Origin of the sequence: Streptomyces sp. NPDC015346 (genome assembly GCF_043078785.1) — a bacterium.
GTDB lineage: Bacteria > Actinomycetota > Actinomycetes > Streptomycetales > Streptomycetaceae > Streptomyces.
Window position 1 is genome coordinate 606,483 of sequence record NZ_JBIBTW010000002.1, and the last position, 12,729, is coordinate 619,211.

At 73.6% G+C, this 12,729-nt stretch carries 13 protein-coding genes; 4 read left to right on the forward strand and 9 right to left on the reverse strand.

The window, feature by feature from the left end:
• Window positions 1–69: 69 nt before the first annotated feature.
• The 5 genes from ACF06X_RS08690 to ACF06X_RS08710 are packed head-to-tail and all read right to left on the reverse strand — an operon-like array spanning window position 70 to window position 4,924.
• Window positions 70–1,344: an ABC transporter substrate-binding protein gene (locus ACF06X_RS08690; protein WP_392286483.1), complete on the reverse strand. Its 1,275-nt coding sequence runs from the start codon at window positions 1,342–1,344 to the stop codon at window positions 70–72.
• Window positions 1,341–2,444, reverse strand: a complete 1,104-nt coding sequence (locus ACF06X_RS08695; protein WP_392286484.1) for a branched-chain amino acid ABC transporter permease — start codon at window positions 2,442–2,444, stop codon at window positions 1,341–1,343. Before ACF06X_RS08695 ends, ACF06X_RS08690 begins: the two co-directional genes overlap by 4 nt.
• Window positions 2,437–3,327, reverse strand: a complete 891-nt coding sequence (locus ACF06X_RS08700) for a branched-chain amino acid ABC transporter permease (protein WP_392286485.1) — start codon at window positions 3,325–3,327, stop codon at window positions 2,437–2,439. The genes ACF06X_RS08695 and ACF06X_RS08700 overlap by 8 nt, the downstream gene beginning before the upstream one ends.
• Window positions 3,324–4,109, reverse strand: a complete 786-nt coding sequence (locus tag ACF06X_RS08705) for an ABC transporter ATP-binding protein (protein ID WP_392286486.1) — start codon at window positions 4,107–4,109, stop codon at window positions 3,324–3,326. The genes ACF06X_RS08700 and ACF06X_RS08705 overlap by 4 nt, the downstream gene beginning before the upstream one ends.
• Complete coding sequence (locus ACF06X_RS08710; protein WP_392286487.1) at window positions 4,106–4,924, reverse strand: ABC transporter ATP-binding protein; 819 nt, start codon at window positions 4,922–4,924, stop codon at window positions 4,106–4,108. The genes ACF06X_RS08705 and ACF06X_RS08710 overlap by 4 nt, the downstream gene beginning before the upstream one ends.
• A 184-nt stretch (window positions 4,925–5,108) precedes the next feature.
• Between ACF06X_RS08710 and ACF06X_RS08715 the strand changes: the two genes are divergently transcribed.
• A complete protein-coding gene (locus tag ACF06X_RS08715; protein WP_392286488.1) occupies window positions 5,109–6,311 on the forward strand; it encodes a PucR family transcriptional regulator in 1,203 nt (400 codons plus the stop codon).
• Window positions 6,312–6,380: 69 nt separating this feature from the next.
• Here ACF06X_RS08715 and ACF06X_RS08720 read toward each other — a convergent pair whose 3' ends face one another.
• The gene (locus ACF06X_RS08720; protein WP_392286489.1) at window positions 6,381–7,547 is read right to left on the reverse strand and encodes a glycerate kinase; all 1,167 of its coding nucleotides are present in this window, start codon (window positions 7,545–7,547) and stop codon (window positions 6,381–6,383) included.
• A gap of 233 nt (window positions 7,548–7,780) precedes the next feature.
• Between ACF06X_RS08720 and ACF06X_RS08725 the strand changes: the two genes are divergently transcribed.
• Complete coding sequence (locus tag ACF06X_RS08725) at window positions 7,781–8,854, forward strand: ADP-ribosylglycohydrolase family protein (RefSeq protein WP_392286490.1); 1,074 nt, start codon at window positions 7,781–7,783, stop codon at window positions 8,852–8,854.
• A complete protein-coding gene (locus tag ACF06X_RS08730; protein ID WP_392286491.1) occupies window positions 8,851–9,345 on the forward strand; it encodes an NUDIX domain-containing protein in 495 nt (164 codons plus the stop codon). Before ACF06X_RS08725 ends, ACF06X_RS08730 begins: the two co-directional genes overlap by 4 nt.
• Window positions 9,346–9,434: 89 nt before the next feature.
• Here ACF06X_RS08730 and ACF06X_RS08735 read toward each other — a convergent pair whose 3' ends face one another.
• Window positions 9,435–9,641 (reverse strand): type II toxin-antitoxin system VapB family antitoxin, encoded by a 207-nt coding sequence (locus tag ACF06X_RS08735; RefSeq protein ID WP_392286492.1) that lies wholly within the window; start codon window positions 9,639–9,641, stop codon window positions 9,435–9,437.
• A gap of 65 nt (window positions 9,642–9,706) precedes the next feature.
• Between ACF06X_RS08735 and ACF06X_RS08740 the strand changes: the two genes are divergently transcribed.
• On the forward strand, window positions 9,707–10,447 hold the full coding sequence (locus ACF06X_RS08740) for an NAD-dependent deacetylase (protein WP_392286493.1): 741 nt from the start codon (window positions 9,707–9,709) through the stop codon (window positions 10,445–10,447).
• Here ACF06X_RS08740 and ACF06X_RS08745 read toward each other — a convergent pair.
• Window positions 10,444–10,953, reverse strand: coding sequence for a methylated-DNA--[protein]-cysteine S-methyltransferase (locus tag ACF06X_RS08745; RefSeq protein WP_392286494.1), 510 nt, complete (start codon window positions 10,951–10,953; stop codon window positions 10,444–10,446). The two genes, ACF06X_RS08740 and ACF06X_RS08745, sit on opposite strands and share 4 nt — an antisense overlap.
• Complete coding sequence (locus tag ACF06X_RS08750; protein ID WP_392286495.1) at window positions 10,950–12,560, reverse strand: AlkA N-terminal domain-containing protein; 1,611 nt, start codon at window positions 12,558–12,560, stop codon at window positions 10,950–10,952. Before ACF06X_RS08750 ends, ACF06X_RS08745 begins: the two co-directional genes overlap by 4 nt.
• Between the last annotated feature and the right edge of the window lie 169 nt (window positions 12,561–12,729).

A 12,729-nucleotide genomic window follows, 5' to 3' on the forward strand; every position in this document is an offset into this window, starting at 1 on the left:
GCCGCCCCGCCGCGCGGACACGCGGCGGGGCGGCCCGTTTCGTTCCTCGGCCAGGGTCGGGGCGTCGGCTCAGCCCGCCTTCGGGGTGAAGCTCTTCGCCGCCTCCGAGACGAAGGGCTCGCGGACCGTCCGCATCCCGCCGGTGACCGACTTGTCCGGCTGGAGGATGACGGACTCGCGGGACGACGGGGCCTTCGGGTCGCTGAAGTCGTGCTTCATGCCGAAGCCCGCGTCATAGCTGTTGAGCGTCAGCAGCGCCTTGTCGACACCCTCACGGGTGAGGTCCTTGGAGGCGCAGGCCTTCTTCAGGGCCTCGCCGAAGACACTGGCGGCGGTCCAGCCGGCGACGATGCCGTTGTCGAGGCTGTCGCCCGGGTAGGCGGCCTTGTAGTCGGCGACGAGCTTCTGGGCGGCCGGGGTGTCCGCGCCGATCGGAAGACTCGGCGAGGCGAACCAGTACATCTTCTCCAGGGCGGGACCCGCCTGGGTGCCGAGCAGCTGCGGGGCGAACGCCGAGTTGTTGCCGATGATCGGCACCTGGAGCTTGGTCGCCGCCGCCACGCCGACCAGCGAGGCGGCCTGGCGCGGTCCGGCGCTGATGACGATGGCCTTGACGCCCGCCTGCTTGAGGGCCGCGACCTGCGCCGACATGTCGTTGTCGGTCGGCTTGATCTTCTGCTCCACGACCGTGAGCCCCGCCTTGCCCGCGGCGTGCTTGGAGCCGGCGAGCGCGTTCTCGCCGTAGTCGCCCTCGAAGTAGACGTGGCCGAGCTTGTCGCCCGCCTTCAGGCCCTTCTCGGTGACCAGGAAGTCGACGGCGTTGATGGTCTCGACGTCGTAGGTCGCGCCGAGGACGCGGATGTACGGGGAGCCGAGCAGCGAGGCCGACCAGGCCTGGGGCAGCACCACGCCCTTGTCCTGGCCGTCGACGCGCTGCTTGACGGCGGCGACGAACGGGGAGCCGATGAACTGGGCGTAGCCGACGACCTTCGGCTCCAGCTCGGTGTAGGCGGACAGCGCCTTCTGCGGGTCGTAGCCGTGGTCACGGACCGTCAGTTCCAGCTGCCGGCCGCAGATCCCGCCGGCCGCGTTGACCTGCTTCACGTACAGCTGCTGCGCCTGCGTGACGCTCTTGCCGAGCGTGGCGTACACGCCGGTCATGTCCGTGAGCGCGCCGACGGCGATCGTCTTGTCGGTGACGCCCTTGCCGGACTTCACGCCGCCGGCGCCGGTGCCGGAGTCGTCCGTGCTCTTGGCCTTGGAGCTGCAGCCGGCGGCGGTCAGGACGACCAGGGTGGCGAGCGCGGCGGCCAGGCCTCTGGAAGCCTGTCGTCGGTGGATCATCGTTCCTCCCCAGAGGAGTGCGAGGGTTGGGCGGTTCGCTTGGGTTTCCGGGCGGCCGGCCGGACCAGGCCTCCGGGCAGGAAGAGCACCACCGCGACGACGGCGGCGCCGTAGAGATAGCGCGCGGCCTCCCCCGGTGCGATCCCGCCCGTCCCGGGGGCGGAGACCAGGGGAAGCACGTCGCTGTACCGGTTGAGGAGCTGCGGCAGCAGGGAGACGAAGACGCCTCCGACCACCGCGCCGGCGACCGAGCCGAGACCGCCGATGACGATCATGGCCAGGTATTCGAGGGAGAGCATCATGCCGAAGTACTCCGGCACGGTGCGCTGGAAGACCAGCGCGAGCAGGACGCCGGCCAGTCCCGCGTACATCGATGAGAGGACGAAGACGGCGGCGCGGTAGCGGGCCACGGGGATCCCCATGACACCGGCGGCGATCCGGTGGTCCCGGATGGCGTTCATGGCGCGGCCGGGGCGGCCGCGGAGCACTCCGCGGGCGAAGAGGGCGCCCGCGAGGAGGAGGACGAGCCCGAGGTACCAGAGCTTCTCGGCGGAGCCGAACGGGATCTGGGCGACGACGAGTTCGCTGTCGTCGAAGGTGATCCCGAAGAGGCTGAGCGGGGGTACCGCCCGGCCGTTGAAGCCGCCGGTGAGGTCGTGCGCGTTGAAGAGGACGTGCTGGCCGATGAAGATCAGCGCGAGGGTCGCGATGCCGAGGTACGCGCCTCGCAGCCGGCCCGCGATCGGGGAGAACACCCCGCCGGCCAGGCCCGCGAGGGCGACCGCGGCGACGGCCGCGAGCCAGCCGGGCAGGCCGAGCCCGGCGAGCCCGTCCTTCCCGTCGCCGGCGAAGAGGCAGTAGCCGTAGGCGCCGACGGTGAGGAAGAAGGCGTGTCCCATGGAGAGTTGGCCGGTGGCGCCGGTCAGCAGGTTGATCCCGATCGCGCCGATGGCGGCGGCCATCGCGAACAGGCCCGCCTGGAGCCAGAAGCGGTCCAGATAGAAGGGGAAGGCGGCGAGGACGAGGCCGGCGACGGCCCACCCGTACACCCGGGGTCGGGCGACGGCGGCGAACCCGCGGCGGGGCAGGGCGTCAGACACGGGCCAGCTCCTTCGTGCCGAAGAGTCCGGCCGGGCGGATCAGCAGGACCGCGACCATCACCAGGTACGGCGCGAGGTCGCCGATGCCCCGGCCGAGGAAGGTCAGATCTCCCTGGTAGCCGGTGGCGAGGGACTCGGTGACCCCGACCAGGAGTCCGCCGACGAGGGCGCCGGTGGTGGAGTCGAGGCCGCCGAGGATCGCCGCCGGGAAGGCCTTCATCGCGGCGAGCGAGGTGGAGCGCTCCAGGCCGGGCGTCGGGAAGACGGTGAGGAAGAGGGCGGCGACGGCGGCGAGGCCGCCGGCCACGGCCCAGGCGCCGATCGAGACCCGGCCGAGGCGGATGCCCATGAGGGCCGCGGTCTCCTGGTTCTCGGCGGCGGCGCGCATGGCGACCCCCCACGAGGTGTGGCGGAAGGCCAGCAGGAACGCGGTGATGAGCAGGGCGGCGGCGAGGAAGGCCGCGATCCGGGTCTCGGCGATGGAGACCGGGCCGAGGGTGACGACGGCGTCGCCCCAGGGGTCGCCGAGCGAGAGGATGTCGGTGCCGATCCGGCGGGTCAGTTCGGTGGCGAGCAGGATGTCGACGCCGATGGTGACGATGGCGAGGACGCTGTGGTCCGAGCCCCGGTAGCGGCGCATGACGAGGAACTCGACGGCCGCGCCGACCAGGGCGGCGCCGGCGATGCCGGCGAGCAGCGCCGGCCAGAAGCCGATGGAGTCGTGGAGGACGGCGGTGAAGTACCCGCCGGCCAGGAGCAGGGAGGCGTGGGCGAAGTTGACGACCTCGGTGGCGCGGAAGATCACCACGAAGCCGAGGGCGATGAGGGCGTAGATGGAGCCCAACGAGACACCGTTGAGCAGGAGTTCGACGAACGTGGTCACTCGGCGGTCTCCTCTCCGAGATAGGCGCGGACGACCGCCGGGTCGTTCTGTACGTCTGCGGGGGCGCCGTCGGCGATGCGACGGCCGAAGTCGAGGACGGTGACGGAGTCGGCGAGCCGCATCACCACCCCCATGTCGTGCTCGACGAGGACGATGGAGATGCCGAGGCTGTCGCGCACGCCGGCGATGACGGCGGCCGTACGGCGCCGCTCGTCGGCGGTCATGCCGGCGACGGGTTCGTCGAGGAGGAGCAGCCGGGGCTCCATGCAGAGGGCGCGGGCGAGTTCCGCGAGCTTCTGCTGCCCGTACGGGAGGGAGCCCGCGGGCTGTCCCAGCTGCTTCTCGAGGCCGACGAACGCGGCGATCTCGCGGACCCGGGCGCGGTGGCGCGCGTCCTCGCGGGAGGCGGAGGGCAGCCGGAGCCCGGCGGCGACGAAGCCCGTCCTGGTGAGCCGGTGGCGGCCGAGCATCAGGCTGTCCTCGACGGTGGCGCGGGGCGGCAGCGCGAGGTTCTGGAAGATGCGGGCGACGCCGAGATCGGCGATCTTGTGCGGGGGCAGTCCGGTGAGCTCGTGGTCGCCGAAGCGGACGGAGCCGGAGGTGGCCTTGTAGACCCCGGAGAGCACGTTGAAGCAGGTGGACTTGCCGGCGCCGTTGGGGCCGATGACGGCGTGGACGGTGCCGGGGCGGACGGTGAAGCCCACGGAGTCGAGGGCGGTGAGCCCGGCGAAGCGGACGGTGACGTCCCGGACTTCGAGGGCGGGCACGGTGGTCGGGGTCATCGGGCCTCCTCCCAGCGGGACAGGACCGGGTGCGTGGTCGCGGCGCTCGCCGCGTCGGCGGCGGCGTCCTCGTCCACGACGCCCAGGTAGCGGCGGCGTACCTCGTCGGAGGCGGCGAGTTCGGCGGCGGGGCCGGAGAGGGTGACCTCGCCGACCTCCAGGACGTACGCCCGGGAGGCGAGCCGCAGCGCGAGCGCCGCGTTCTGCTCGACGAGCAGCACCGCCGTGCCCTGGGCGTTGATCTCGCGGATCGTGTCGGCGATCCGGGCGGCCATCAGTGGCGCGAGGCCGAGCGACGGCTCGTCGAGGAGCAGCAGCTTCGGTGAGGCCATCAGGGCGCGGCCCACGGCGAGCATCTGCTGTTCGCCGCCGGACAGGAGCCCGGCGCGCTGGTGGGCGCGGTCGGCGAGGACCGGGAAGAGCTCGTGGACCCGTTTCATGGCGGCGGCCTTGGTGGCGCGGTCGCCGCGGGCGCCGAGCGCTCCGGCGCGGAGGTTGTCCTCGACCGTCATCCGGGCGAAGACCTGGCGGCCCTCGGGCACCTGGGAGACCCCGGCGGCGACGACCCGGTCGGGAGCGAGCCCGCCGAGCGCCCGGCCGCCGAAGCTGACGGTGCCGGAGACGACGGCGCCGCCGTGGAACGTCAGTGTGCGCGAGATGGCCCGCAGCAGCGTGGACTTGCCGGCGCCGTTGCCCCCGAGGACGGTGACGACCGCGCCCTCGGGTACCTCCAGCGACACCCGCCGCAGTGCGCGCACCGGGCCGTACCCCGCCGACAGGTCCGCCACCTCGAGGGCGAGTGCGGTACCTCCCATGGTTCCCCTTCCACCGATTGCCCCGTTCAGTGGCGCTCACCCCAGCACCGCGCGGGCCGCCCGTCCACGTTCGGCGGCCGAAACGCTGCCGGTGACCAGCGGGCACGGCGGCGGCTTGTGCACGGGCACAACACTGCGTGTCAGGGGCCTGTCGGCAGGGGCGGAGGGGTGGCATCCTCCGGGCATGGGACGGCGCAGACCGCGGACCGGCGACGACTGGAAACTGTTGGCAGAGGCGTGCACGGCGCTTCTGGAGCGGCTGCCGGAGCTGGTGGACGAGCATCTGAGGGAGTTGCACGAGTACGAACCGGCGTACGCCCGGATCGTGCCGTACGACACGCACTGGCAGGAGGCCCATGAGGCGATGCGGATCGGGATCGAGATGATCTCGGCGCCCCGGGACTCGCCGCGGCGGGACCTGGAGCACGCGGACGAGATGGGGCGGCGGCGGGCCGAGCAGGGCATGCCGCTGGAGCTGGTGGTGCACGCGTACCGGCACGCCGGGCATCTGGTGTGGGACGCGCTGATCGAGGACGCGTCGGCGTTCCCGCCGCGGATGGCCGCGCTGACGCAGGCGGCGACGATGGTGTGGTCGGCGGTGGACGCGCAGGCGGACACGGCGTCGGAGGCGTACCGGGCGACGGAGCTGGAGCTGCGGCGCCGCACGGACGAGCAGCTGCAGGCGCTGCTCGACGCGCTGCTGCAGGGGCAGCGCTCACCGGAGGTGACCTCGCGGGCGGCGGCGGGCCTGGACCTGCCGGAGCACGGGCGGTACGCGGTGGTGGTGCTGCGCTACGACCGGCGGGAGGTCCCGGAGCCGTTCCACCGGCGGGTGCAGGGGGCCGGGGTGCGGTTCCTGTGGCGGATGCGGGCGGACTGCGAGCTCGGGGTGGTGTCCCTGACGGAGGGGACGGGTCTGGACGCGCTGTCGGAGCTCCTTGAGGGCCGCTGCCCGGGGCCCGGTGGGATCAGCCCGGTGGTCACCGGCCTGTCCGAGCTGGGCCGCGCGCGGCGCCTCGCGGAACTGGCGCTGCGCACGTGCCCGCCGGAGTCCCAGCAGATCGTCCGCCTGGACCGGCGGATGGCGGGCGCGCTGGTGGTGGGCCAGCCGGAGCTGGCCGGTCTGCTCGTGGCGGACGTCCTGGGCGGCCTGCTGGAACTGGACCCGGCGGACCGGGCGATCCTGCTGGAGACGCTGGACGTGTGGCTGGACTGCGAGGGCTCGGCGGGGCGGGCGGCGGGCCGCCTCTACTGCCACCGCAACACGGTCTTCAACCGCCTGCGCCGCCTGGAACAGCTCACGTCGAGATCCCTGTCCCGCCCACGCGACCTCACGGAGATGACCCTGGCCCTGGACGCCTTCCGCCTCACGGCCCCGCCGGCTTGAGCGGCCTTGCGCCGGGGCGCGGGGTCGCGGGCGGTACCCCCGCCCGTACCCCCGTACCCCGGCCCACGCCTAGACCAGGAAATCCCTCGCGATGTTCGCCGCCACCTGTTCCAGCAGCGGGCCCGCGTTCGCGATGCACTTGGACGTGTCCGGTTCGAGGTCCGTGAGGGGGTAGGCGCGGCGGATGCCCGCCCCGGTCAGGCTCTCCGGGGCGAGGGCGAGGCGGCCGCAGACCGCGACGACCTCCTTGCCGGCCGCGCGGGCCGCCGAGGCGACGCCCGCGGGCGCCTTGCCGTGGAGGGTCTGCTCGTCCAGCGAGCCCTCGCCGGTGATGACGAGCGTGGCCCGCTCCAGCGCGGGCGCGAAGCCGAGGACGTCCAGCATCAGCTCGATGCCGGGCCGGAAACTCGCGTCCAGACCGACCAGCGCTCCGTACCCGATGCCCCCCGCACCGCCCGCGCCCGGAGCGACCGCGCACTCCGCGGCCTTGGGCCCGATGGCCTTCTCCAGGACGGTGACGAACTGCGAGAGCGCCGCGTCCAGCGTCTCGACGTCCTCGGGCGAGGCGCCCTTCTGCGGACCGTAGACCGCCGGGGCGCCCTTCGGGCCGGTGAGCGGGTTGTCGACGTCGCTCGCGAGGATCAGGTCCACCGAGGCGAACCTCGGGTCGATCCCGGAGAGGTCGGCGCTCGCGAGCGAGGCCAGCGGCGCGCCGCCCGGTGCGACCGGCTCGCCCGCCGCGTCGAGGAAGACCGCGCCGAGCGCGGCCAGCATGCCGGCCCCGCCGTCCGTGGTCGCGCTGCCGCCGACGCCGAAGACGATCGTCGTCGCGCCCGCGTCCAGCGCGGCCCGCAGCAGTTCGCCCGAGCCGTACGTCGTCGAGGTGAGCGGCGCGAAGACGCCCGGGGGCAGCAGCTGAAGGCCCGACGCCTCCGCCATCTCCACGACGGCCGTCGTCCCGCGCAGCGCGAACGCCGCCGTCACCGGCTCGCCGAGCGGCCCGGTGACCCGCACCTCACGGCGCTCGAAACCGGCCGCCACCGCCGCCGCGACCGTACCGTCGCCGCCGTCCGCGACGGGCAGCGTCTCGACCTCCAGCTCCGGGACGACCCGTCGCAGTCCTGCTGTGACCCGCTCCGCGACCTGTACGGCCGTGAGCGAACCCTTGAACTTGTCGGCCGCGACGAGCACCCGTGCTCGTCCGTGTGCGACCTCAGTTGCTGCTCCGTCCGTCACCTTGCATCCCTTGCTTTCGAACAGGCAGTCGCGCCGAGCCGACCCTATCCGCCCCACAGAGGGCGTGCCACCCCCTGATAAGGCGATATTCCGCACCATAGTGGGGCAGTACGGCGCGGAACCGATCGATCAAACCGAGGCCGCCCTGGGACGGGGACCGCCCGGACCGAGCTCCCGCGCCGGTCGGGCCCCTTCGGCGCGCGGCGCGCCGCCCGATTCGGTACACCGGACGTATGGCGCTCAAGAACGGCGAACTCGCCGACCGCATCCTCGGCGGCTGGACGGGCCGGATCGCCGGGAACATGCTCGGCAAGCCCGTCGAGCGCGGCGACCACTGGACCCCCGAGCGCATCGACCGTTATCTGCGCCTGACCGACGCGCTCCCGCTCACCGACTACCTCCCGCCGCCGCCCGCCGACGCGCCGGCCGAGGGGTTCGAGCTGCGGCCCGAGTGGCCGCAGTGCGTACGCGGCCGGATCCGCGGGAGCTGCCGGGACGACGACGTCGACTACTCGATCCTGGGCCTGCATCTGCTCGAGACGCGCGGCTTCGCCTTCACCACCGAGCAGGTCGGCGAGCACTGGCTGCTCCGCCTCCCCTATCTCCAGACCTTCACCGCCGAGCGGACCGCGTACCGCAATCTCGCCAACGGTCTCAAGCCCCCGCTCACCGCCACCTACGACAACCCCCACCAGGAGTGGATCGGCGCCCTCATCCGGGCCGACGTCTACGGCTGGACCTCCCCCGGCGACCCGCGCCGGGCCGCCTCGCTCGCCCGCCGGGACGCGGTGCTGTCCCACACCGGCAACGGCGTGTACGGCGCGATGTGGGCGGCCGCCCTGATCGCGGCCGCGTTCACGGCGCCGACCCCGAGGGCGGCCCTGGAGGCGGCCCTCGAGCGGATCCCCGCGAGCAGCCGGCTCGCCCGCACCGTGCGGCACACGATCGCCCTGTACGAGTCGGGCGTGGAGTGGTCCGACGCCCTCGCGGAGCTCGCGGAACGCAACGACGGCCTCGGCTGGATCCACACCGTCCCCAACGCGGCCGTCCTCACGGCCGGTCTCCTCTACGGCGAGGGCGACTTCACCGCGACGATCGCCCTGACCGTGCGCGGCGGCCTGGACACGGACTCCAACGGTGCGACGGCCGGCTCGGTGGCCGGGGTGCTGTGCGGGGCGGCGGCGATCCCGCCGCAGTGGTCGGAGCCGCTCCAGGACCGGGTGCGCAGCGCGGTCTTCGGTTTCGACGGGGTACGGATCACGGAGCTGGCCGAGCGGACGCTGCGGCTGGCTACCCTGGCGGGATGACGACGACGACCGACTACGCCACGTACATCGCGGGCCTTCCGCGCGTCCTCGCGGCCGCCGCGGCGCTCTTCCGGGACGATTCGGGCCGCGTCCTGATCGTCGAGCCGAACTATCGCGAGGGCTGGGCGCTGCCCGGGGGCACGATCGAGTCCGAGACGGGCGAGACCCCCCGCACGGCGGCCCGCCGCGAGACGGCCGAGGAGATCGGCCTGGACGTGGAGCTGGGGCCGCTGCTCGCGATCGACTGGTCGCACGGGGCGGGCCGGCCGCCGATCGTGGCGTACCTGTACGACGGCGGGGTGCTGGACGAGGAGCGGTTCGCAGCGATCCGGCTCCAGGAGGAGGAGCTGATCTCCTGGAAGCTGATCGCTCCCGAGGAAGTCACCACCTACCTGCTCGGCAGCCTGGGCCCGCGCGTCCTCGCCGCCCTGGACGCGCTGGAGACCGGCCGGGGCCCGGTGGAACTGGAGAACGGCCACCCGGTCCGCTGAGCGACCCCACGGCCGCCCCATGCGCCCGGGGCGCGGGCGCCGTCCGCGTGCGGCGTCCGCGGGCGCCGTTCCGCGGACGCCGGGCGGGCTCAGCCCTGCGGGGGCTCCGGCGGGGTGAGACCCTCGCCCGTGCGGTGGGTCTCCTCGCGGGAGGCCACGCGGGCCTCGGTGCGGTGGCCGCGGGCGATGTAGTCGCGGACGACCGCCTCGACCGCGTCCTGCGGGTTGCCGACGCCCGCGAGGACCATGACTTCCACGACGAGTTCGGCGTCGAGCGCGATGTTCACCTTGGCCATGACGGGAACCTAGCACCGGGAATTCCGTTCGCGGGGGCCGCCCGCGAAGTCCTACCCTCGGCCTCATGACCATGGTCGCGATTCTCACCGGCGCCGGGATCTCCACGGACTCCGGCATTCCCGACTACCGGGGCCCGAACGGGGTGTGGACGCGCGATCCGGAGGCCGAGAAGCTCGCTACGTACGCCCACTACATGTCCGATCCGGAGATCCGGCGCCGCGCCTGGCGGATGCGGCTCGACGGGCCGGTGCTGCGCGCCGAACCGAACGACGCGCACCGGGCCATCGCGGCGTTCGAGCGGGACGGCAACCCGGTCCGGGTCATCACGCAGAACGTCGACGGTCTGCACCAGATCGCCGGGGTGTCCGAGCGGAAGGTGCTCGAACTCCACGGCTCGGCGCGGTCGGTGGTGTGCACCGGCTGCCACGCCCGGTCGGCGATGGCGGACGCCCTGGAGCGGGTGAGGGCCGGCGAGGACGATCCGAAGTGCCTGGTCTGCGGGGGCATCCTCAAGTCGGCCACCGTCATGTTCGGTCAGCGGCTGGACCCCGTCGTCCTCGGCGAGGCGATGGGGATCGCCAAGGCGGCCGAGGTGTTCCTCGCGGTCGGTACGAGTCTCCAGGTGCGGCCGGCCGCCTCGCTCGCGGGGATCGCCGCCGAGCACGGGGCCCGGCTGATCATCGTCAACGCCGAGCCCACACCGTACGATCCGATCGCCGACGAGATCGTGCGCGAGCCGATCGGGACCTCGCTGCCCGCGCTCCTGGAGCGCCTGCGCCGGCAGGGGCTGGAAGCAGGGGGCTAGAAGAGGGTGTCCGAGCCCGAACGGCCCGATTCGAAGGCGAGCAGGCGCCGCTTGCGACCGAGACCGCCGCCGTAGCCGGTGAGGGAGCCGCTCGCGCCGATGACCCGGTGGCAGGGGACGACGATGCTGACCGGGTTCTTGCCGTTGGCGAGGCCCACCGCGCGGGAGGCGGCGGGGTTGCCGAGGGCTTCGGCCAGTTCGCCGTACGTCCGTGTCTCGCCGTACGGGATGCGGCGCAGCTGCTCCCACACCCGTAGCTGGAAGGGCGTGCCGATCAGCTTCAACGGCAGGTCGAACGTGGTGAGTTCACCGGCGAAGTACGCGTCGAGCTGGCGGACCGCCTCGCCGAAGGGGCGGGGGTCGGGCTCGCCGAAGCTCTCCTCGGGCGGGCGGTGGCGCTGGTCGGTCATGTGGACGCGGCTGAGGACGCCGTCGACGGCTACCAGCGTCAGCGCGTCGTACGGACTGTCCACGACCAGGTGCCGGACGTCGGGCACGGCGGTCACTTTCCTTCGGTGGGCAGGTGGTTGATGGGATGGCTTTCGGTGGCCCAGAGGTACTGGACGGCGTAGGCGCGCCACGGCCGCCAGTGTGCGGCGCGGGCGGTCAGCGCGGCGGGGGTGGAGGGCAGTCCGAGGCCCTGGGCGGCGCGGCGGATGCCGAGGTCGCCGGGGAGGAACGCGTCGGGGTCGCCGAGCGCCCGCATCGCGATGACCTCGGTGGTCCAGGGGCCGAAGCCGGGGAGGGCCAGGAGCCGCGCGCGGGCCTCGGCCCAGTCGCTGCCCGGTCCGAGGGAGAGAGTGCCGCCGGCGAGCGCCTCGACGAGGGTGAGGAGCGTGGTGCGGCGGCTGCGGGGCAGGGCGAGTGCTTCGGGGTCGAGGCCGGCCAGCGCCTCGGGGGTCGGGAAGAGGTGGGTGAGGCCTCCCTCGGGGTCCTCGATCGGGACGCCGTGGGCGGCGACGAGGCGGGCCGCGTGGGTCCGGGCGGCGGCCGTGGAGACCTGCTGGCCGAGCACGGCCCGTACCGCGAACTCGGCGGCGTCGACGGTCCTCGGGACGCGCCGCCCCGGTGCGCGGTCGACGAGCGGGGCGAGCAGGGGATCCGTACGGAGCTGTTCGTCGACGGCGACGGGGTCGGCGTCGAGGTCGAGCATCCAGCGACAGCGGCTGATGGCGAGGGTGAGATCGCGCGGGTCGGTGAGGGAGAGCCGGCAGGCGATGTGGTCGGGCCGGGGAGTGAGGGCGACGATCCCGTACCCGTGCGGCAGCGTCAACGTCCGCCGGTACGCCCCGTCCCGCCACTCCTCGACACCGGGTACGCCGGTCGCGGCGAGGTGACCGAAGAGGTTGGAGGGATTGAGGGGGGCACGGAAGGGCAGCCGCAGCGAAATGACCCCGGGGGTCACCGGCCCGGCGGGGCCCGCCGCCGCCACCCGGCCGCCCGTGACGGCCGGGACGCCGGGTCCCGCCGGGGCCGCCGGGACGCCGGGGCCTGTCTGGGCACCCGTGCCCGCCCGTGCCTCCGGACTCCCGCCGGTGGTCGCGGAGTGGCGGGCGGCCCGGGCGCGGAGTTCGCCCGGGGCCAAGGCGAAGACTTCGCGGACGGTGTCGTTGAAGGCGCGGACCGAGGAGAAGCCGGCCGCGAAGGCGATCTCGGCCATGGGCATCGTGGTCGTCTCGATGAGCAGCCGGGCCGTCTGGGCGCGCTGGGCGCGGGCCAGCGCGAGCGGGCCCGCGCCCAGTTCGGCGAGGAGCTGGCGCTCGATCTGCCGGGTGGACCAGCCGAGCCGGGCGGCGAGCCCGGGAACACCCTCGCGGTCGACGACGCCGTCCTGGATGAGCCGCATGGCCCGGGCCACGGCGTCGGCCCGTACGTTCCACTCGGGCGAGCCGGGGCTGGTGTCGGGACGGCAGCGCTTGCACGCGCGGAACCCGGCGCGCTGGCAGGACGCCGCGCTGGGATGGAACACCATGTTCTCCGCCTTGGGCGGCACGACCGGGCAGCTCGGACGGCAGTAGATCCCGGTCGTCAGGACAGCGGTGAAGAACATCCCGTCGAAGCGGGCGTCCTTCGACCGGACGGCCCGCACGCAGCGCTCGGTGTCGGTGTGCATGGACCCATCGTCGCGGACCGGCCCGGTCCCGGCTGGCGAGAAAACGACATCGACGTCCGGTCGGCGCAGTGGACCGGCAGTGGTCCGGTGGTGGCTTCCGTGCCCCGTGTCGCCCCCCTCGCCTCGATATCCCGCCGCAGCAGGAGCAGCATGGAAGGAGCGGATCCCC